The 17499-nt window shown below is 65.8% G+C and carries 29 protein-coding genes; all 29 read left to right on the top strand.

The annotated features are described in order from the left end of the window. Positions 1–123: 123 nt before the first annotated feature. The 29 genes from rpsL to rpsD all read left to right on the top strand — a co-directional run bounded on the left by rpsL (position 124) and on the right by rpsD (position 17376). Positions 124–498 (top strand): 30S ribosomal protein S12, encoded by a 375-nt coding sequence (gene rpsL, locus PSESU_RS11725; protein WP_013536001.1) that lies wholly within the window; start codon positions 124–126, stop codon positions 496–498. 15 nt (positions 499–513) lie between these two features. Continuing rightward, complete coding sequence (gene rpsG / locus PSESU_RS11720) at positions 514–981, top strand: 30S ribosomal protein S7 (protein WP_013536000.1); 468 nt, start codon at positions 514–516, stop codon at positions 979–981. 132 nt (positions 982–1113) lie between these two features. Then, positions 1114–3243, top strand: a complete 2130-nt coding sequence (fusA, locus tag PSESU_RS11715; protein ID WP_013535999.1) for an elongation factor G — start codon at positions 1114–1116, stop codon at positions 3241–3243. A 96-nt stretch (positions 3244–3339) separates the two neighbouring features. Continuing rightward, positions 3340–4530: an elongation factor Tu gene (gene tuf, locus PSESU_RS11710; protein WP_013535998.1), complete on the top strand. Its 1191-nt coding sequence runs from the start codon at positions 3340–3342 to the stop codon at positions 4528–4530. A gap of 321 nt (positions 4531–4851) precedes the next feature. Continuing rightward, complete coding sequence (gene rpsJ, locus PSESU_RS11705) at positions 4852–5163, top strand: 30S ribosomal protein S10 (protein WP_013535997.1); 312 nt, start codon at positions 4852–4854, stop codon at positions 5161–5163. A gap of 11 nt (positions 5164–5174) precedes the next feature. Continuing rightward, complete coding sequence (gene rplC, locus PSESU_RS11700; RefSeq protein ID WP_013535996.1) at positions 5175–5825, top strand: 50S ribosomal protein L3; 651 nt, start codon at positions 5175–5177, stop codon at positions 5823–5825. Between the two features lie 11 nt (positions 5826–5836). Further along, entirely contained in the window at positions 5837–6442 is a 606-nt protein-coding gene (rplD, locus tag PSESU_RS11695; protein WP_013535995.1) for a 50S ribosomal protein L4, read from the top strand. Next, positions 6439–6738 carry a 50S ribosomal protein L23 gene (rplW, locus tag PSESU_RS11690; protein WP_013535994.1) on the top strand — a complete coding sequence of 100 codons (300 nt, stop codon included), beginning with the start codon at positions 6439–6441 and terminating at the stop codon, positions 6736–6738. Before rplD ends, rplW begins: the two co-directional genes overlap by 4 nt. A 10-nt stretch (positions 6739–6748) precedes the next feature. After that, on the top strand, positions 6749–7576 hold the full coding sequence (rplB, locus tag PSESU_RS11685; protein WP_013535993.1) for a 50S ribosomal protein L2: 828 nt from the start codon (positions 6749–6751) through the stop codon (positions 7574–7576). Positions 7577–7582: 6 nt separating this feature from the next. Continuing rightward, positions 7583–7849, top strand: coding sequence for a 30S ribosomal protein S19 (gene rpsS, locus PSESU_RS11680; protein ID WP_013535992.1), 267 nt, complete (start codon positions 7583–7585; stop codon positions 7847–7849). Positions 7850–7859: 10 nt separating this feature from the next. Next, the gene (rplV, locus tag PSESU_RS11675) at positions 7860–8195 is read left to right on the top strand and encodes a 50S ribosomal protein L22 (protein WP_013535991.1); all 336 of its coding nucleotides are present in this window, start codon (positions 7860–7862) and stop codon (positions 8193–8195) included. A 1-nt stretch (position 8196) separates the two neighbouring features. Next, positions 8197–8925: a 30S ribosomal protein S3 gene (gene rpsC / locus PSESU_RS11670; RefSeq protein WP_013535990.1), complete on the top strand. Its 729-nt coding sequence runs from the start codon at positions 8197–8199 to the stop codon at positions 8923–8925. Positions 8926–8930: 5 nt separating this feature from the next. Continuing rightward, a complete protein-coding gene (gene rplP / locus PSESU_RS11665) occupies positions 8931–9344 on the top strand; it encodes a 50S ribosomal protein L16 (protein ID WP_013535989.1) in 414 nt (137 codons plus the stop codon). After that, positions 9344–9532, top strand: a complete 189-nt coding sequence (gene rpmC, locus PSESU_RS11660; RefSeq protein WP_013535988.1) for a 50S ribosomal protein L29 — start codon at positions 9344–9346, stop codon at positions 9530–9532. Before rplP ends, rpmC begins: the two co-directional genes overlap by 1 nt. A 12-nt stretch (positions 9533–9544) precedes the next feature. Further along, positions 9545–9811, top strand: coding sequence for a 30S ribosomal protein S17 (gene rpsQ / locus PSESU_RS11655; protein ID WP_013535987.1), 267 nt, complete (start codon positions 9545–9547; stop codon positions 9809–9811). A 14-nt stretch (positions 9812–9825) separates the two neighbouring features. Then, the gene (gene rplN, locus PSESU_RS11650; RefSeq protein ID WP_013535986.1) at positions 9826–10194 is read left to right on the top strand and encodes a 50S ribosomal protein L14; all 369 of its coding nucleotides are present in this window, start codon (positions 9826–9828) and stop codon (positions 10192–10194) included. A 15-nt stretch (positions 10195–10209) separates the two neighbouring features. Continuing rightward, on the top strand, positions 10210–10527 hold the full coding sequence (gene rplX / locus PSESU_RS11645; protein ID WP_013535985.1) for a 50S ribosomal protein L24: 318 nt from the start codon (positions 10210–10212) through the stop codon (positions 10525–10527). A gap of 10 nt (positions 10528–10537) precedes the next feature. After that, positions 10538–11080, top strand: a complete 543-nt coding sequence (gene rplE / locus PSESU_RS11640; protein ID WP_013535984.1) for a 50S ribosomal protein L5 — start codon at positions 10538–10540, stop codon at positions 11078–11080. A 12-nt stretch (positions 11081–11092) separates the two neighbouring features. Beyond that, a complete protein-coding gene (gene rpsN / locus PSESU_RS11635) occupies positions 11093–11398 on the top strand; it encodes a 30S ribosomal protein S14 (protein WP_013535983.1) in 306 nt (101 codons plus the stop codon). Between the two features lie 175 nt (positions 11399–11573). Then, complete coding sequence (gene rpsH, locus PSESU_RS11630) at positions 11574–11972, top strand: 30S ribosomal protein S8 (RefSeq protein WP_013535982.1); 399 nt, start codon at positions 11574–11576, stop codon at positions 11970–11972. A gap of 19 nt (positions 11973–11991) precedes the next feature. Next, on the top strand, positions 11992–12519 hold the full coding sequence (gene rplF, locus PSESU_RS11625; protein WP_013535981.1) for a 50S ribosomal protein L6: 528 nt from the start codon (positions 11992–11994) through the stop codon (positions 12517–12519). Positions 12520–12596: 77 nt separating this feature from the next. After that, positions 12597–12953, top strand: coding sequence for a 50S ribosomal protein L18 (gene rplR / locus PSESU_RS11620; protein ID WP_013535980.1), 357 nt, complete (start codon positions 12597–12599; stop codon positions 12951–12953). 155 nt (positions 12954–13108) lie between these two features. Beyond that, a complete protein-coding gene (gene rpsE / locus PSESU_RS11615; RefSeq protein ID WP_013535979.1) occupies positions 13109–13651 on the top strand; it encodes a 30S ribosomal protein S5 in 543 nt (180 codons plus the stop codon). Continuing rightward, positions 13644–13835, top strand: coding sequence for a 50S ribosomal protein L30 (gene rpmD / locus PSESU_RS11610; protein WP_013535978.1), 192 nt, complete (start codon positions 13644–13646; stop codon positions 13833–13835). Before rpsE ends, rpmD begins: the two co-directional genes overlap by 8 nt. A 10-nt stretch (positions 13836–13845) precedes the next feature. Beyond that, a complete protein-coding gene (rplO, locus tag PSESU_RS11605; RefSeq protein ID WP_013535977.1) occupies positions 13846–14283 on the top strand; it encodes a 50S ribosomal protein L15 in 438 nt (145 codons plus the stop codon). 7 nt (positions 14284–14290) lie between these two features. Next, positions 14291–15643, top strand: coding sequence for a preprotein translocase subunit SecY (secY, locus tag PSESU_RS11600; RefSeq protein ID WP_013535976.1), 1353 nt, complete (start codon positions 14291–14293; stop codon positions 15641–15643). Positions 15644–15971: 328 nt separating this feature from the next. Beyond that, positions 15972–16328: a 30S ribosomal protein S13 gene (rpsM, locus tag PSESU_RS11595; RefSeq protein ID WP_013535975.1), complete on the top strand. Its 357-nt coding sequence runs from the start codon at positions 15972–15974 to the stop codon at positions 16326–16328. A gap of 14 nt (positions 16329–16342) precedes the next feature. After that, a complete protein-coding gene (rpsK, locus tag PSESU_RS11590; protein WP_013535974.1) occupies positions 16343–16735 on the top strand; it encodes a 30S ribosomal protein S11 in 393 nt (130 codons plus the stop codon). Between the two features lie 14 nt (positions 16736–16749). After that, complete coding sequence (gene rpsD / locus PSESU_RS11585) at positions 16750–17376, top strand: 30S ribosomal protein S4 (protein ID WP_013535973.1); 627 nt, start codon at positions 16750–16752, stop codon at positions 17374–17376. The last annotated feature ends 123 nt before the right edge of the window (positions 17377–17499 follow it).

Raw genomic sequence — 17499 nt, 5'->3', positions numbered from 1 at the left:
GGTCGGTTGACGCGGTTTTTACCGGCCCGCTATACTCCCGTGTCTCGGCAGGCCGTCCTTCGGCCTGCCGTCGTTTTCACGTCCGGCCCCGGTCCGCGGGGCCCCAAGCAGAAGAACCTTAGAATGGCGACGATCAACCAGCTGGTCCGCAAGCCGCGGCAGGCGGAAACGTACAAGAGCGCCTCGCCGGCACTTGAGAAGTGCCCGCAGCGCCGCGGTGTTTGCACCCGCGTCTACACCACCACCCCGAAGAAGCCGAACTCGGCCCTCCGCAAGGTTGCCAAGGTCCGCCTGACCAATGGCTACGAGGTCATCTCGTACATCGGCGGCGAAGGCCACAACCTGCAGGAGCACTCCGTGGTGCTGATCCGCGGCGGCCGCGTCAAGGACCTGCCGGGCGTGCGTTACCACACCGTCCGCGGTTCGCTGGATGCCGCCGGCGTCACCAAGCGTCGCCAGGGCCGTTCGAAGTACGGCGCCAAGCGCCCGAAGAGCTAATCGAGGAAGCCCGACATGTCCCGTAAAGGTTCCACCCCCCAGCGCTCCGTCCTGCCTGATCCCAAGCACGGGAGCGAGACCATCGCCCGCTTCATCAACATGGTGATGAAGAGCGGCAAGAAGTCGATCGCCGAGAACATCGTGTACGACGCGATGGACGTCATCGGCCAGAAGAACCCCAACGCCATCGAGCTGGTGCAGAAGGCGCTGGACAACGTGTCCCCGGCGGTCGAGGTCAAGTCCCGCCGCGTCGGCGGCGCGACCTACCAGGTTCCGGTCGAGGTGCGCCAGTCCCGCCGCCTGGCCCTGGCCATGCGCTGGCTGATCGATTCCGCCCGCAAGCGCGGCGAGAACACCATGGCCCGCAAGCTGGCCGGCGAGCTGCTGGACGCTTCCGAGAACCGTGGTGGCGCGATCAAGAAGCGCGAAGAGACCCACCGCATGGCCGAGGCCAACAAGGCCTTCGCCCACTACCGCTGGTAACAGCCCGCGGGCCCCGAGCGGGCCCGTCTGGCCAGCCCGGGCGGCGCGGCATGTTCCGCGCCCTCCGCATTTCAGGGGGTGCCGCACTGCCGGCCCCTGCACCCGAAACGCCAAGCTAACGAGAGGCTCCCCGTGGCCCGCACTACTCCCATCGAGCGTTACCGCAATTTCGGCATCATGGCCCACATCGATGCCGGCAAGACCACCACGTCCGAGCGCATCCTGTTCTACACCGGCAAGAGCCACAAGCTGGGTGAAGTGCACGACGGCGCCGCGACCATGGACTGGATGGAGCAGGAGCAGGAGCGTGGCATCACGATCCAGTCCGCCGCCACCACCGCGTTCTGGAAGGGCATGGACAAGTCCTTCCCGGAGCACCGCTTCAACATCATCGACACCCCCGGGCACGTCGACTTCACCATCGAAGTCGAGCGCTCGCTGCGCGTGCTGGACGGCGCGGTGTTCGTGCTGTGCGCCGTCGGTGGCGTGCAGCCGCAGTCGGAGACCGTGTGGCGCCAGGCCAACAAGTACCACGTGCCGCGCATCGCGTTCGTCAACAAGATGGACCGCACCGGCGCCAACTTCTTCAAGGTCCGTGACCAGCTGAAGGCCCGCCTGGGTGCCGTTCCGGTGCCGATGCAGATCCCGGTCGGCGCCGAGGACAACTTCGCCGGCGTGGTCGACCTGGTCAAGATGAAGGCCATCCACTGGGACGAGAAGAACCAGGGCATGACCTTCGAGTACCGCGACATCCCGGCCGAGCTGAAGGAGCAGGCCGAGGAAGCGCGTTCGTACATGGTCGAGTCCGCCGCCGAGGCCAGCGAAGAGCTGATGGACAAGTACCTGGGCGGCGAGGAGCTGACCGAGGACGAGATCTACAACGCCCTGCGCATCCGTACCCTGGCGACCGAGATCGTGCCGATGTTCTGCGGCTCGGCGTTCAAGAACAAGGGCGTGCAGGCCATGCTCGACGGCGTCATCAAGCTGCTGCCGTCGCCGGTCGACGTGCCGGCGGTGAAGGGCGTCGACATGGACGACGAGACCAAGGAGATGACCCGCGAGTCGTCCGACAAGGCTCCGTTCTCGGCCCTGGCGTTCAAGATCATGACCGACCCGTTCGTCGGTTCGCTGACCTTCTTCCGCGTCTACTCCGGCACCCTGAACGCCGGCGACCAGGTGCTGAACTCGGTCAAGAACAAGAAGGAGCGCATCGGCCGCCTGCTGCAGATGCACTCCAACAACCGCGACGAGATCAAGGAAGTGCTGGCCGGCGACATCGCCGCCGCCGTGGGCCTGAAGGACGTCACCACCGGCGACACCCTGTGCGCCATCGACGCCCCGATCGTCCTCGAGCGCATGGCGTTCCCGGAGCCGGTCATCTCGATGGCCGTCGAGCCGAAGACCAAGTCCGACCAGGAGAAGATGGGCAACGCCCTGAGCCGCCTGGCCCAGGAAGACCCGTCCTTCCGCGTCCGTACCGACGAGGAATCCGGCCAGACCATCATCTCCGGCATGGGCGAGTTGCACCTGGACATCATCGTTGACCGCATGAAGCGCGAGTTCAACGTCGAGGCCAACGTCGGCAAGCCGCAGGTTGCCTACCGCGAGACGATCCGCTCCAGCGACGTCAAGTCGGACTACAAGCACGCCAAGCAGTCCGGCGGCAAGGGCCAGTACGGCCACGTCGTCATCGAGCTGTCGCCGCTGACCGCCGAGGACCGTGCCAAGCACGCCGACGCGATCAAGGACGACTTCCTGTTCCTCAACGAGATCACCGGTGGCGTGATCCCGAAGGAATTCATCCCGTCGGTCGAGAAGGGCCTGCGCGAGACCATCACCAGCGGCCCGCTGGCCGGCTTCCCGGTCGTCGGCGTCAAGGTCAAGCTGGTCTTCGGTTCGTACCACGACGTCGACTCGTCGGAAATGGCGTTCAAGCTGGCCGCCTCGATGGCGTTCAAGCAGGGCTTCGCCAAGGCCAGCCCGGTGCTGCTCGAGCCGATCATGAAGGTCGAGATCGTCAGCCCCGAGGACTACCTGGGCGACGTCATGGGCGACGTGAGCCGTCGCCGCGGCGTGCTGCAGGGCCAGGACGACAGCCCGTCGGGCAAGATCATCAACGCGATGATCCCGCTGGGCGAGATGTTCGGCTACGCCACCTCGCTGCGTTCGATGACGCAGGGTCGCGCCACGTTCTCGATGGAGTTCGACCACTACGAGGAAGCGCCGAACAACATCGCCGAAACGGTGATGAAGAAGGCGTAAGCGGCGGCGCCCACCGGCGCATGCATACCAGGCCAGGCCATCCCCGCGGGGTGGCCCCGGCCTCCCAGGAAATCCAAGTAAAAGAGGTTTGCACCAATGTCCAAGGGTAAGTTCGAGCGCACCAAGCCGCACGTGAACGTCGGCACCATCGGCCACGTTGACCACGGCAAGACCACGCTGACCGCCGCGCTGACCAAGATCGGCGCCGAGCGTTTCGGTGGCGAGTTCAAGGCGTATGACGCGATCGACGCGGCGCCGGAAGAGAAGGCTCGCGGCATCACGATCTCGACCGCGCACGTCGAGTACGAATCCCCGACCCGCCACTACGCCCACGTTGACTGCCCCGGCCACGCCGACTACGTCAAGAACATGATCACCGGTGCCGCCCAGATGGACGGCGCGATCCTGGTGTGCTCGGCCGCTGACGGCCCGATGCCGCAGACCCGCGAGCACATCCTGCTGTCGCGCCAGGTCGGCGTGCCGTACATCGTCGTGTTCCTGAACAAGGCCGACATGGTGGACGACGCCGAGCTGCTGGAGCTGGTGGAGATGGAAGTCCGCGAGCTGCTGAGCAAGTACGACTTCCCGGGCGACGACACCCCGATCATCGCCGGTTCGGCGCGTCTGGCGCTGGAAGGCGACCAGTCGGACATCGGCGTGCCGGCGATCCTGAAGCTGGTGGACGCGCTGGACACCTGGATCCCGACCCCGGAGCGTGACGTCGACAAGTCGTTCCTGATGCCGGTCGAGGACGTGTTCTCGATCTCGGGCCGCGGCACCGTGGTGACCGGCCGCATCGAGCGCGGCATCATCAAGGTCGGCGACGAAATCGAGATCGTCGGCATCCGTCCGACCCAGAAGACCACCGTGACCGGCGTGGAGATGTTCCGCAAGCTGCTGGACCAGGGCCAGGCGGGCGACAACGCGGGCCTGCTGCTGCGCGGCACCAAGCGTGACGAGGTCGAGCGTGGCCAGGTGCTGGCCAAGCCGGGTTCGATCCAGCCGCACACCGACTTCGAGGCCGAGGTCTACGTGCTGTCCAAGGACGAAGGCGGCCGCCACACCCCGTTCTTCAAGGGCTACCGTCCGCAGTTCTACTTCCGCACCACCGACATCACCGGTGCGATCCAGCTGCCGGAAGGCGTGGAGATGGTGATGCCGGGCGACAACGTGAAGATGTCGGTCACCCTGATCAACCCGGTGGCGATGGACGAAGGCCTGCGTTTCGCCATCCGCGAAGGCGGCCGTACCGTCGGCGCCGGCGTGGTTGCCAAGATCCTGAAGTAATTCGGGTCTGACCCAGCCCCCTGTCCGCCTGGGCGGGCAGGGGGCTTACCGCGAAAAGAGGTGCAGGAAGCGCCTCGTGTTCGCCAGACAGGGAAAAGTCGCGTGACGCAGAGCGCGTAACAGCTATTGGCTGTTGACGCGCCGTTTTACGCGTTCTATACTTTTCCGTCTGGGCAGGCCGGCTCGCTGGTCTGCCCGCGCTTTTGGGGGCCGCCTGGCGCGGCTTCCAGTCCGGAGCGGGACCGGCCGGACGAAACGAACCATACCGGGGCAGGCATCCCAGAGGCCGCGCCCGTCGCTCTTTAACGAAGGAACTCCGTCATGGCGGACCAAAAGATCCGGATTCGGCTCAAGGCGTTCGATCATCGTCTGATCGACCGTTCGGCCAGCGAGATCGTCGAGACGGCCAAGAGGACCGGCGCGCAGGTGCGTGGCCCGATCCCGCTGCCGACCAAGATCGAGCGTTACACCATTCTCGTCTCCCCGCATGCCGACAAGGATGCGCGTGACCAGTACGAGACCCGCACGCACAAGCGCGTGCTCGACATCGTCGACCCCAACGACAAGACCGTGGACGCGCTGATGAAGCTCGAGCTCGCGGCTGGCGTCGACGTCCAGATCAAGCTCGCCTGAGGACTGCCGACATGACGAAGAAGTATTCGTTGGGTCTGGTCGGCCGCAAGGCCGGCATGAGCCGCGTCTTCACCGAGGATGGCCGTTCCATCCCGGTGACCCTGATCGAGGCCACCCCGAACCGCATCACCCAGATCAAGACCGTCGAGGCCGACGGCTACAGCGCCGTCCAGGTCACCACTGGCGCGCGCCGCGCCTCGCTGGTCAACAAGCCGCTGGCCGGCCACTACGCCAAGGCCAAGGTCGAAGCCGGCCGTGGCCTGTGGGAGTTCCGCGTCGCCGACGAGAAGATCGGTGACTTCGCCGTTGGCGGCGAGATCAAGGCCGACATCTTCGAGGTCGGCCAGATCGTCGACGTCCAGGGCGTGACCAAGGGCAAGGGCTTCCAGGGCACGATCAAGCGCCACAACTTCACCATGGGTGACGCCACCCACGGTAACTCGCTGTCGCACCGCGCCCCGGGTTCGATCGGCCAGCGCCAGACCCCCGGTCGCGTGTTCCCCGGCAAGAAGATGGCCGGCCACATGGGTGCCGAGCAGCAGAGCACGCAGAACCTGGAAGTGGTTCGCGTCGATGCCGAGCGCGGCCTGATCGCCGTCCGCGGCGCCGTCCCGGGTGCCCCGGGTGGCGACGTGATCGTGCGTCCGGCTAGCAAGGCGTAAGGAGAAGCACGATGGAACTCACCATTACGGGTAGCGCCAACAAGTTGTCGGTCTCCGACGACGTGTTCGGCCGCGATTTCAGCGAGGACCTGGTCCACCAGGTCGTCGTCGCCTACCGCAACGCCGGTCGCGCCGGCACCAAGGCGCAGCTCACCCGCGCCGAAGTCAGCGGCACCACCAAGAAGTCGAAGAAGCAGAAGGGCGGCGGTGCGCGTCATGGCGCGCTGACGGCTCCGATCTTCGTCGGCGGCGGCGTCACCTTCGCGGCCAAGCCGCGCAGCTTCGCGCAGAAGGTCAACCGCAAGATGTACCGCGCGGCCATCAGCTCGATCCTGTCCGAGCTCAACCGCCAGGGCCGCCTGAAGGTCGTCGAGTCGTTCGACATCGACGCGCCGAAGACCAAGGGCCTGGTCGAGAAGCTGGCCGGTTACGAGCTGGGCAAGCGCCCGCTGATCGTCACCGAGGACGCTTCCGAGAACCTGTTCCTGTCCGCCCGCAACCTGCCCTACGTGCAGGTGCGCGACGTGCAGGGCCTGGATCCGGTCGCCCTGGTCGGCGCCGATTCCGTGCTGATCACCGCTGACGCGGTCAAGAAGGTCGAGGAGTGGCTGGCATGAGCACCAACGAGAAAGTTTTCAGCGTGCTGCTCGCGCCGCGCGTGTCGGAGAAGACGGCACGCCTGCAGGAAGTCAGCAACCAGTACGTGTTCGAAGTTTCGAACGACGCCACCAAGGCCGACGTCAAGGCCGCCGTGGAGCAGCTGTTCGACGTCAAGGTCGAGTCGGTCAACGTCGTCAACGTGAAGGGCAAGAACAAGTCCTTCCGCTTCCGTTCCGGTCGCCGCGGCGACTGGCGTAAGGCGTACGTGCGCCTGGCCGATGGCCAGAGCATCGACGTGTCCGCGAAGGCCTGAGGGTGATCCCATGCCATTGATGAAGTTCAAGCCCACCTCTGCCGGCCGCCGCTCCGCGGTCCGCGTGGTCACCCCGGATCTGCACAAGGGTGCCCCGCACGCCGCGCTCGTCGAGAAGCAGAGCAAGTCCGGCGGCCGTAACCACCACGGTCGCATCACCACCCGCCACGTCGGCGGCGGTCACAAGCAGCACTACCGCCTGATCGACTTCAAGCGCAACAAGGAAGGCATCGTCGCGCGCGTCGAGCGGATCGAATACGATCCGAACCGCACCGCGCACATCGCCCTGCTGTGCTACGTCGACGGCGAGCGTCGCTACATCATCGCCCCGAAGGGGCTGAAGGCCGGCGACCAGGTGATCGCTGGTTCCGACGCCCCGATCAAGGCCGGCAACACCCTGCCGCTGCGCAACATCCCGGTCGGCACCACGGTGCACTGCATCGAGCTGAAGCCGGGCAAGGGCGCCCAGATCGCCCGCGCCGCCGGCGCCGGCGTGCAGCTGGTCGCCCGCGAGGGTGCCTACGCCCTGGTCCGCCTGCGTTCGGGCGAGATGCGCAAGATCCCGGCCGAGTGCCGTGCCACCATCGGCGAAGTCAGCAACGACGAGCACAACCTGGAGAAGCTGGGCAAGGCCGGCGCCAAGCGTTGGCGCGGCGTTCGCCCGACCGTCCGCGGTGCGGCGATGAACCCGGTTGACCACCCGCACGGTGGTGGTGAGGCCAAGGCCGGCCAGGGTAACCCGCATCCGGTCACCCCCTGGGGTGTCCCGACCAAGGGTTACAAGACGCGCAACAACAAGCGCACCCAGAAGTTCATCGTCCGCGATCGCAGGGGCTAATCGACCATGCCACGTTCCCTCAAGAAAGGCCCGTTCGTCGATCACCACCTCATCAAGAAGGTGGAGTCTGCGGCCGGCACCAAGAAGCCGATCAAGACCTGGTCGCGCCGTTCCATGATCCTGCCGGAAATGGTGGGATTCACCATCGCCATCCACAATGGCAAGAACCATATTCCGGTGCTCGTCAACGAGAACATGGTCGGCCACAAGCTCGGCGAATTCGCTGTCACCCGGACCTTCAAGGGTCACGGCGGCGACAAGAAGTCGAAGTAAGGAGATGACCATGGAAGCGAAAGCCATCCTGCGCACCGCGCGCATCTCCCCGCAGAAGGCCCGCCTGGTCGCCGACCAGGTGCGTGGCCTGCCGGCCGAGCGTGCCGTCAACCTGCTGAAGTTCTCCGACAAGAAGGCCGCCGCCCTGATCAAGAAGGTCGTCGAGTCCGCCATTGCCAACGCCGAGAACAACAACGGCGCCGACGTGGACGCCCTGAAGGTCAAGACCATCATGGTCGACGAGGGCCCGACCCTGAAGCGCTTCATGGCGCGTGCGAAGGGCCGCGGCACCCGCATCCTCAAGCGGACCAGCCACATCACCGTCGTCGTGGGAGAGGGCAAGTAATATGGGTCACAAAGTTCATCCCACCGGTATCCGCCTGGGCATCGCCAAGGACTGGAACTCGAAGTGGTACGCCGGCAAGGGCGAGTACGCCGACTACCTGGCTGCCGACCTCAAGGTCCGCAAGATGCTGCGCAAGAAGCTGGCCCAGGCCGGCATCAGCCGCATCCTGATCGAGCGCCCGGCCAAGACCGCCCGCGTCACCATCCACACCGCCCGCCCGGGCGTGGTGATCGGCAAGCGCGGTGAGGACATCGAGAAGCTGCGCAAGGAAGTCAGCGAGATGATGGGCGTCCCGGCGCACATCAACGTCAGCGAGGTGCGCAAGCCCGAGCTGGACGCGCAGCTGGTCGCCGAGTCCATCGCGCAGCAGCTTGAGCGCCGCATCATGTTCCGCCGCGCGATGAAGCGCGCCGTGGGCAACGCGATGCGCCTCGGCGCCCTGGGCATCAAGGTCAACGTCGCCGGCCGCCTGAACGGCGCCGAGATCGCCCGTTCGGAGTGGTACCGCGAAGGCCGCGTGCCGCTGCATACCCTGCGCGCGGACATCGACTACGGGTTTGCCGAGGCTCACACCACCTACGGCGTGATCGGCATCAAGGTATGGGTCTACAAGGGCGAGATCTTCGACTTCGCCCAGGTTGGTCAGGAGAAGCAGGAAGAAGCCAGCAGCCCCCGCGGCGAGCGTGGCGACCGCGAGCGTCCCTCCCGTCCGGCACGTGAAGCGAGGTAACGGCGATGTTGCAACCCAAGCGAACCAAGTACCGCAAGCAGCACAAGGGTCGTAACGACGGCCTGAGCTGGAGCGCCAACGCCGTTTCCTTCGGCGAGTACGGCCTGAAGGCCACCGCCCACGGTCGCCTGACCGCGCGCCAGATCGAGGCGGCCCGCCGCACGATCAGCCGCTACGTCAAGCGCGGCGGCAAGATGTGGATCCGCGTGTTCCCGGACAAGCCGATCACCCAGAAGCCCATCGAGGTCCGCATGGGCTCCGGTAAGGGTAGCGTCGAGTACTGGGTGGCCCAGATCCAGCCGGGCCGCATGATCTATGAAATCGAGGGTGTGTCGGAGGAGCAGGCGCGCGAGGCGTTCCGCCTGGCGGCCGCCAAGCTCTCGGTCACCACCACCTTCGTGACCCGCACGGTGCGCTAATGGCTACGATCAACGAACTCCGTGAAAAGTCGGCCGACGAACTGAAGGCTCACCTGCTTGACCTGCGCAAGGAGCAGTTCTCCCTGCGCATGCAGCGGGCGACCGGCCAGCTGACGAAGACCCACGAAACCCGCCGGGTGCGCCGCGAGATCGCTCGTGTCAAGACCCTGCTCGGCGCCAACAAGTAAGGGATCGCAGCGATGAGCGAGAACAACAACAAGCCGCTGCGCACGGTCGAAGGCCGCGTGATCAGCAACAAGATGGACAAGACGGTTACCGTCCTGGTCGAGCGCCAGGTCAAGCACGCGCTGTACGGCAAGTACATCAAGCGCTCGACCAAGCTCCACGCCCACGATGCCGACAACAGCTGCAACGAGGGCGACGTGGTGCGCGTGACCGAGATCGCACCGATGTCCAAGACCAAGAACTGGCGCGTGGTTGAAGTCGTCACCCGCGCGGCCGAATAAGGGAGATCTGAATCATGATCCAGATGCAGAGCTACCTTGACGCCGCCGACAACTCCGGCGCCAAGGAACTGATGTGCATCAAGGTGCTGGGCGGCTCGAAGCGCCGTTACGCCGGCATCGGTGACATCATCAAGGTGACCGTCAAGGACGCGATCCCGCGTGGCAAGGTCAAGAAGGGCGAGGTCTACGACGCCGTCGTGGTCCGTACCCGCAAGGGCGTCCGTCGTCCCGACGGCTCGCTGATCCGCTTCGACGGCAACGCCGCCGTCCTGCTGAACAACAAGCAGGAGCCGATCGGTACCCGTATCTTCGGACCGGTGACCCGTGAGCTGCGTTCCGAGAAGTTCATGAAGATCGTCTCGCTCGCGCCTGAAGTGCTCTGAGCGGAGGAAGCAGACATGGCAAACCGTATCAAGAAGGGTGACCAGGTCGTGGTCACCACCGGCAAGGACAAGGGCAAGCAGGGCGAGGTCATTCGCGTTGATGGCGACCGCGTGGTCGTCGCCAACGTGAACCTGGTCAAGCGGCACACCAAGCCGAACCCGCAGGCGGGCATCGCCGGCGGCGTGGTCGAGCGTGAATCCTCGATCCACATTTCCAACGTGATGCCGCTCAACCCTGCCACCGGCAAGGGCGAGCGCATTGGCTACAAGGTCCTGGAGGATGGACGCAAACTGCGTGTGTTCCGCTCCAGTGGTGAGGCGCTCGACGCCTGAGGATGAAGCAATGACCACGCGGCTCGAAAAGATCTACAAGGAACAGGTTGTGCCGGCTCTCATGGAGAAGTTCGGCTACAGCAATCCGATGCAAGTCCCGAAGCTCGTCAAGATCACCGTGAACATGGGTGTCGGCGAGGCGGCGACCAACAAGAAGGTGCTGGAGAACGCTGTCGCCGACCTGGCCAAGATCACCGGCCAGAAGCCGGTGACCACCAAGGCCCGTGTCTCGGTGGCCTCGTTCAAGATCCGCGACGGCTGGCCGATCGGCTGCAAGGTCACGCTGCGCCGGAACCAGATGTTCGAGTTCCTGGACCGCCTGGTCAGCGTCGCGCTGCCGCGCGTGCGTGACTTCCGTGGCGTGTCCGGCCGTTCGTTCGACGGCCGTGGCAACTACAACATGGGCGTGAAGGAGCAGATCATCTTCCCGGAAATCGACTTCGACGCCGTCGACGCGATCCGCGGCATGGATATCGCCATCACCACGACCGCCAAGACCGACGCCGAAGCAAAGGCGCTGCTCGAGGCGTTCAAGTTCCCGTTCCGCAACTAAGGGATATCGACCATGGCTAAGACCTCCATGATCAACCGCGACGCGAAGCGGGAAAAGCTGGCCAAGAAGTACGCCGCCAAGCGCGTCGAACTGAAGAAGGTCATCTCCTCGCAGACCGCTTCGTACGAAGAGAAGATCGAGGCTGCGACCAAGCTGGCCAAGCTGCCGCGCGACTCCTCGCCGAGCCGCCAGCGCAACCGCTGCGAACTGTCGGGCCGTCCGCGTGGCGTGTACCGCAAGTTCGGCCTGGGCCGCAACATGCTGCGCGAAGCCACCATGCGCGGCGACGTGCCCGGCCTGCGCAAGGCCAGCTGGTAACAAAGGGCAGGGCGGCCACGCCGCCCGGCTGAAGGAAGCCGGCCCCCACGGGCCGGTTTTCTGCTATGATTCCGCGCTTGCCCGGCCCCGCCGGCAGTGCTTCAAGGGCCCCGGTCCCTCCCGGGACAATACAGATTTCGCGAAAGCGGATATCGGTGCACTCAAGGAACCACTCATGAGCATGACTGATCCCATCGCCGACATGCTGGTCCGCATCAAGAATGCGGCCGCCGTCGGCAAGCAGACGGTGAAGCTGCCGTCCTCCAAGATCAAGGTCGCCATCGCCACCGTCCTGAAGGACGAGGGCTACATCTCGGACCTGCGCGTCGTCCAGGGCGAGAGCAACAAGGCCGAGCTTGAAATCGTGCTGAAGTACTTCGAAGGCCGCCCGGTCATCGAGCAGCTGAAGCGCGCCTCGCGCTCGGGCCTGCGCATGTACCGCGGCAAGAGCGAGCTGCCGAAGGTCCTTGGCGGCCTCGGCGTGGCCATCATCTCCACCTCCCAGGGCATCATGACCGACAAGCAGGCGCGCAGCGCCGGCATTGGCGGCGAAGTCCTGTGCTACGTGGCCTAATCGAAGGAGTACGACGACCATGTCCCGCGTAGCCAAGAAGCCGATCGCCCTGCCGAAGGGCGTCGAACTCAACATCCAGGACACCAGCGTCAGCGCCAAGGGCCCCAAGGGCACCCTGTCACTGGTCAAGCCGGCCGGCGTGCAGATCGCCATCGAGGACGGCAATGCCGTGCTCTCGGCCAATGACGCTTCCCTGATCCCGATGACCGGCACCGTCCGCGCCATCCTGGCCAACATGGTCAAGGGTGTGTCCGAAGGCTTCGAGCGCAAGCTCGAGCTGGTCGGCGTCGGTTACCGCGCCGCCATGCAGGGCAAGGATCTCAGCCTCTCGCTGGGCTTCTCGCATCCGGTGGTGTTCGAGGCGCCGGAAGGCATCACCCTGTCCACCCCGACCCAGACCGAGGTCCTGGTGCAGGGCGCCGACAAGCAGCGCGTTGGCGAGATCGCCGCCAAGATCCGCGCCGTGCGTCCGCCGGAGCCCTACAAGGGCAAGGGCGTGAAGTATTCCGACGAAGTCATCATTCGCAAGGAAGCCAAGAAGGCGTAATGCGGCTTCCCCCGGTGCCGGCCCGTCCGGCGCCACGGGAATACGCCCAAGCCGATCCGCTTCCAAGGACACAGACAATGAGCATCAAGAACGACGCCCGCCTGCGCCGCGCCAAGACCACCCGTTCGCACATCCGCAAGCTCGGCGTGCCGCGCCTGTCGGTGCTGCGTACCGGCCAGCACCTGTACGCCCAGCTGTTCACCGCCGATGGCTCGAAGGTGATTGCCGCCGCCAATACCCTGCAGGCCGACGTCAAGGAAGGCCTGAAGAACGGCAAGAACACCGACGCCGCCACCAAGGTGGGTGCGCTGATCGCCGAGCGTGCCAAGGCTGCCGGCATCGAGAAGGTTGCCTTCGACCGCTCGGGCTACCGGTTCCACGGCCGCATCAAGGCCCTGGCCGACGCCGCCCGCGAAGGTGGCCTGCAGTTCTGATTCCGCGGGCCTGTCCTCCGGGGCGGGCCTGACCTGCCGGCGCGGGTAGCGCCGGGCGCCGTCTTCCTTCTGCGTCGACGGACCGCTCCACGGCTGTAGACCACAACAACAAGCGGCGACAGAGCCGTACATATCCAACCAACCAGGAAATAGAAATGGCAGAAGAGCGTCAGCCGCGGGGTCGCGATCGCGACCGCAACCGCGAAGAGAAAGTCGATGACGGCATGATCGAGAAGCTGATCGCGGTCAACCGCGTCAGCAAGACCGTCAAGGGCGGCCGCCAGTTCACCTTCACCGCGCTGACCGTCGTCGGCGACGGCGAGGGCAAGGTCGGCTTCGGCTACGGCAAGGCCCGCGAGGTCCCGGTCGCCATCCAGAAGTCGATGGAGTATGCGCGCAAGGGCATGCTGACCGTCGACCTGAACAACGGCACCCTGTGGCACCCGGTCAAGGCCCGCCACGGTGCGGCCCGCGTGTTCATGCAGCCGGCTTCCGAAGGTACCGGCGTGATCGCCGGCGGCGCCATGCGCGCTGTCCTGGAAGCGGTCGGCGTGAAGAACGTGCTGGCCAAGGCCGTCGGTTCGCGTAACCCGATCAATCTGGTCCGCGCCACCCTGAAGGGCCTGGAAGCCATGCAGTCCCCGACCCGCATCGCGGCCAAGCGCGGCAAGAAGGCGGAGGAACTCCTCAATGGCTAACGAGTCCAACAAGACCGTCAAGGTGCGCCTGGTGCGCGGCCTGCGCGGCACCCAGGCCCGTCACCGTCTCTCGGTCCGTGCCCTGGGCCTCAACAAGCTCAACGACGTGCGCGAGCTGAAGGACAGCCCGCAGGTCCGCGGCCTCATCAACCAGCTGCACTACCTGGTGCGGGTTGAGGACTAAGGAGAATCCCATGCGTCTGAATACTCTCAAGCCCGCAGAGGGCGCCCGCAAGGAGCGTACCCGCGTCGGTCGCGGAATCGGCTCCGGCCTGGGCAAGACCGCGGGTCGCGGTCACAAGGGCTCCTTCGCCCGCGCCGGCAAGGGCAAGATCAAGGCCGGCTTCGAAGGCGGCCAGACCCCGATGCAGCGTCGCCTGCCGAAGATCGGCTTCCGTTCGATGACCGCCAAGGACACCGCGGAGGTGCTCCTGTACAAGCTCGAGCTGGTCGAGGGCGATACCGTCGACTTCGCGGCCCTGAAGGCCGCCAAGCTGGTCCCGTCCACCGCCAAGCGCGCGAAGATCGTCAAGAAGGGCGAGCTTTCGCGGAAGCTGGTCATCAAGGGCATCGCCCTGACCGCCGGCGCCAAGGCCGCGGTCGAGGCTGCCGGCGGCAGCATCGAGGAGTAAGTCGCAAATGGCGCAAGCTGGCATCGGCAATCTCGGCAGTGGCCTGGGCAAGTTCACCGAACTTCGCCAGCGCCTGCTGTTCGTGCTTGGAGCGTTGGTCGTCTACCGCATTGGCTGTTTCGTGCCGGTGCCGGGCGTCAACCCCGATGCCATGCTCGCCATGATGCAGGCGCAGGGCGGCGGCATCGTGGACATGTTCAACATGTTCTCGGGCGGCGCCCTGCACCGTTTCAGCGTGTTCGCGCTGAACGTGATGCCGTACATCTCGGCGTCCATCGTGATGCAGCTGGCCGTGCACATCTTCCCGACGCTCAAGGCGATGCAGAAGGAAGGCGAGTCCGGCCGCCGCAAGATCACCCAGTATTCGCGCATCGGCGCGGTGGGCCTGGCGATCGTGCAGGGCGGCAGCATCGCCCTGGCGCTGCAGGGCCAGACCGCCCCGGGCGGCATGCCGGTGGTGTACGCCCCGGGCATGGGCTTCGTCCTGACCGCGGTGGTCTCCCTGACCGCCGGCACCATCTTCCTGATGTGGCTGGGCGAGCAGGTCACCGAGCGCGGCATCGGCAATGGTGTCTCGCTGATCATCTTCGCGGGCATCGTCGCCGGCCTTCCGGGTGCGGTCATCCAGACCTTTCAGGCCTACCGCGATGACCAGCTGAACTTCCTGACGCTGCTGATCATCGCCGCGGTGGTTGCCGGCTTCACCTGGTTCGTCGTGTTCGTCGAGCGTGGCCAGCGCCGGATCACGGTGAACTACGCGCGCCGCCAGGGTGGCCGCAGCGCGTACATGAACCAGACCTCGTTCCTGCCGCTGAAGCTCAACATGGCGGGCGTGATCCCGGCGATCTTCGCCTCGTCGATCCTGGCCTTCCCGGCGACCCTGAGCATGTGGTCCGGCCAGGCGACCTCGGCCACCTGGCTGCAGCGCGTGGCCAACGCGCTGGGCCCGGGCGAGCCGCTGCACATGATCGCCCTGGCTGCGCTGATCGCCGGCTTCGCGTTCTTCTATACCGCGCTGGTGTTCAACTCGCAGGAAACCGCGGATAATCTGAAGAAGTCGGGCGCCCTGATCCCGGGCATCCGTCCCGGCAAGGCCACCGCCGAGTACATCGACGGCGTGCTGACCCGGCTGACGGCCGCCGGCGCCGCCTACCTGGTGATCGTCTGCCTCCTGCCGGAGCTGATGCGCACCCAGCTGGGCACCTCGTTCTACTTCGGTGGTACCTCGCTGCTGATCGTGGTGGTGGTGGTCATGGACTTCATTGCGCAGGTCCAGGCCCACCTGATGTCGCACCAGTACGAGAGCCTTCTCAAGAAGGCCAACCTGAAGGGCGGTTCGCGCGGCCTGTCCCGCGGCTGACCTTGCAAGATCCAAGTCCGGCGGACCCATTCCGCCGGCAGGCCGGCCCCACGGGCCGGTACTTCCAGAAATGGGCGGCCCGTGCGACGTCTCGCGCGCGGGTGAGACCTTGCGGTGCTGCGCTGGAGTAGCGCGGCCGGCCCCGGGAAACCGGGGCCAGCGGGGTCCGGCGCCGGAGCATGGGCACACTCCCCATGCCGGGTCCAGGGTCGCAAGACCTTGGGCTTCCAAGCAATCCGGGACATTGATAGAATTCGCAGTTCACTTTTGAACCAATCCTGTCGGGTACGCCCATGGCGCCCCGACCCTCAAGTTTGGAGATCGCGTCATGGCGCGTATTGCAGGCGTCAACCTGCCGACCCATAAGCACGTCTGGGTGGGGTTGCAGAGCATCTATGGCATCGGCCGCACCCGGTCGAAGAAGGTTTGCGAGGCCGCCAACGTGGCCACGACGACCAAGATCCGTGACCTGTCCGAGCCGGAAATCGAGCGCCTGCGCGCCGAGGTCGGCAAGTACATCGTCGAGGGCGACCTGCGTCGCGAAGTCGGCATCGCCATCAAGCGTCTGATGGACCTGGGCTGCTACCGCGGCCTGCGCCACCGTCGCGGCCTGCCGCTGCGTGGCCAGCGCACCCGTACCAACGCCCGCACCCGCAAGGGTCCGCGCAAGGCGATCCGGAAGTAAGGGACATATAGACCATGGCCAAGCCAGCTGCTGCCAAGACCAAGAAGAAGATCAAGCGCGTCGTCACCGACGGCATCGCCCACGTCCACGCTTCTTTCAACAACACCATCGTCACCATCACCGATCGCCAGGGCAATGCGCTGTCGTGGGCCACTTCGGGCGGCGCGGGTTTCCGCGGTTCGCGCAAGTCGACCCCGTTCGCCGCGCAGGTCGCCGCCGAGAAGGCCGGCAAGGCCGCGCTCGACTACGGCGTGAAGTCGCTGGAAGTCCGCATCAAGGGCCCGGGCCCGGGCCGTGAGTCCGCCGTGCGCTCGCTGAACAACGTGGGCTACAAGATCACCAACATCATCGACGTGACGCCTATCCCGCACAACGGGTGCCGTCCGCCGAAGAAGCGTCGCGTCTAAGGGGGCGATAAGAAATGGCTCGTTATATCGGTCCTACCTGTAAGCTCGCGCGCCGCGAAGGCGCCGACCTGTCCCTCAAGAGCCCGGCCCGTGCGCTGGACTCCAAGTGCAAGCTGGAGCAGAAGCCCGGCCAGCACGGCGCTGCGCGCAAGGGCAAGCTCTCCGACTACGCCACCCAGCTGCGCGAGAAGCAGAAGGTCAAGCGTATCTACGGCCTGCTGGAGCGCCAGTTCCGCAACTACTACAAGAAGGCCTCGACCAAGAAGGGCAACACCGGCGAGAACCTCCTGCAGCTGCTGGAAACCCGCCTGGACAACGTCGTCTACCGCATGGGTTTCGCGGTGACCCGTCCGTCCGCCCGCCAGCTGGTCTCGCACCGCGGCGTGCTGGTCAACGGCAAGCCGGTGAACCTGCCGTCGTACCAGGTCAAGGCCGGCGACTCGATCGCCCTGTCCGAGAAGGCGCAGAAGCAGCTGCGCGTCCAGGAAGCCCTGACCGTCGCCGAGCAGCACGACATGACCCCGTCGTGGATCGAAGTCGATGCGAAGAAGTTCGCCGGCGTGTTCAAGGCCGTGCCTGACCGGGCCGACCTGCCGGCCGACATCAACGAAGCGCTGATCGTCGAGCTGTACTCGAAGTAACAAGTAGTGGCAGGCAGCCGCGCCCTCCGGGGCGCGGCGCCGCATCCCACCCCCGGCCGGATCGCGTCGCCCCGCCTTCCGGCCGTCCCCGGATAAGGGGCCACACACCAGGGCCGGCGCCTC

Origin of the sequence: Pseudoxanthomonas suwonensis 11-1 (assembly GCF_000185965.1) — a bacterium.
Lineage (GTDB): Bacteria > Pseudomonadota > Gammaproteobacteria > Xanthomonadales > Xanthomonadaceae > Pseudoxanthomonas > Pseudoxanthomonas suwonensis_A.
This window is presented reverse-complemented; position numbering and strand designations above follow the sequence as displayed.

What these genes read in the sequence shown, in the direction of transcription:
- rpsK (WP_013535974.1), top strand. Translation starts at nt 16,343, where the DNA reads ATGGCCAAGCCAGCTGCTGCCAAGACCAAGAAGAAGATCAAGCGCGTC.
- rpsM (WP_013535975.1), top strand. Translation starts at nt 15,972, where the DNA reads ATGGCGCGTATTGCAGGCGTCAACCTGCCGACCCATAAGCACGTCTGG.
- rplV (WP_013535991.1), top strand. Translation starts at nt 7,860, where the DNA reads ATGGAAGCGAAAGCCATCCTGCGCACCGCGCGCATCTCCCCGCAGAAG.
- rplN (WP_013535986.1), top strand. Translation starts at nt 9,826, where the DNA reads ATGATCCAGATGCAGAGCTACCTTGACGCCGCCGACAACTCCGGCGCC.
- rpsD (WP_013535973.1), top strand. Translation starts at nt 16,750, where the DNA reads ATGGCTCGTTATATCGGTCCTACCTGTAAGCTCGCGCGCCGCGAAGGC.
- rplP (WP_013535989.1), top strand. Translation starts at nt 8,931, where the DNA reads ATGTTGCAACCCAAGCGAACCAAGTACCGCAAGCAGCACAAGGGTCGT.
- rplW (WP_013535994.1), top strand. Translation starts at nt 6,439, where the DNA reads ATGAGCACCAACGAGAAAGTTTTCAGCGTGCTGCTCGCGCCGCGCGTG.
- rpsG (WP_013536000.1), top strand. Translation starts at nt 514, where the DNA reads ATGTCCCGTAAAGGTTCCACCCCCCAGCGCTCCGTCCTGCCTGATCCC.
- rplB (WP_013535993.1), top strand. Translation starts at nt 6,749, where the DNA reads ATGCCATTGATGAAGTTCAAGCCCACCTCTGCCGGCCGCCGCTCCGCG.
- rpsH (WP_013535982.1), top strand. Translation starts at nt 11,574, where the DNA reads ATGAGCATGACTGATCCCATCGCCGACATGCTGGTCCGCATCAAGAAT.
- rplE (WP_013535984.1), top strand. Translation starts at nt 10,538, where the DNA reads ATGACCACGCGGCTCGAAAAGATCTACAAGGAACAGGTTGTGCCGGCT.
- rplO (WP_013535977.1), top strand. Translation starts at nt 13,846, where the DNA reads ATGCGTCTGAATACTCTCAAGCCCGCAGAGGGCGCCCGCAAGGAGCGT.
- rpsN (WP_013535983.1), top strand. Translation starts at nt 11,093, where the DNA reads ATGGCTAAGACCTCCATGATCAACCGCGACGCGAAGCGGGAAAAGCTG.
- rpsC (WP_013535990.1), top strand. Translation starts at nt 8,197, where the DNA reads ATGGGTCACAAAGTTCATCCCACCGGTATCCGCCTGGGCATCGCCAAG.
- rpsJ (WP_013535997.1), top strand. Translation starts at nt 4,852, where the DNA reads ATGGCGGACCAAAAGATCCGGATTCGGCTCAAGGCGTTCGATCATCGT.
- rpsE (WP_013535979.1), top strand. Translation starts at nt 13,109, where the DNA reads ATGGCAGAAGAGCGTCAGCCGCGGGGTCGCGATCGCGACCGCAACCGC.
- secY (WP_013535976.1), top strand. Translation starts at nt 14,291, where the DNA reads ATGGCGCAAGCTGGCATCGGCAATCTCGGCAGTGGCCTGGGCAAGTTC.
- rpsS (WP_013535992.1), top strand. Translation starts at nt 7,583, where the DNA reads ATGCCACGTTCCCTCAAGAAAGGCCCGTTCGTCGATCACCACCTCATC.
- rpsL (WP_013536001.1), top strand. Translation starts at nt 124, where the DNA reads ATGGCGACGATCAACCAGCTGGTCCGCAAGCCGCGGCAGGCGGAAACG.
- rplD (WP_013535995.1), top strand. Translation starts at nt 5,837, where the DNA reads ATGGAACTCACCATTACGGGTAGCGCCAACAAGTTGTCGGTCTCCGAC.
- rplR (WP_013535980.1), top strand. Translation starts at nt 12,597, where the DNA reads ATGAGCATCAAGAACGACGCCCGCCTGCGCCGCGCCAAGACCACCCGT.
- rpsQ (WP_013535987.1), top strand. Translation starts at nt 9,545, where the DNA reads ATGAGCGAGAACAACAACAAGCCGCTGCGCACGGTCGAAGGCCGCGTG.
- tuf (WP_013535998.1), top strand. Translation starts at nt 3,340, where the DNA reads ATGTCCAAGGGTAAGTTCGAGCGCACCAAGCCGCACGTGAACGTCGGC.
- rplF (WP_013535981.1), top strand. Translation starts at nt 11,992, where the DNA reads ATGTCCCGCGTAGCCAAGAAGCCGATCGCCCTGCCGAAGGGCGTCGAA.
- rpmC (WP_013535988.1), top strand. Translation starts at nt 9,344, where the DNA reads ATGGCTACGATCAACGAACTCCGTGAAAAGTCGGCCGACGAACTGAAG.
- rpmD (WP_013535978.1), top strand. Translation starts at nt 13,644, where the DNA reads ATGGCTAACGAGTCCAACAAGACCGTCAAGGTGCGCCTGGTGCGCGGC.
- rplC (WP_013535996.1), top strand. Translation starts at nt 5,175, where the DNA reads ATGACGAAGAAGTATTCGTTGGGTCTGGTCGGCCGCAAGGCCGGCATG.
- rplX (WP_013535985.1), top strand. Translation starts at nt 10,210, where the DNA reads ATGGCAAACCGTATCAAGAAGGGTGACCAGGTCGTGGTCACCACCGGC.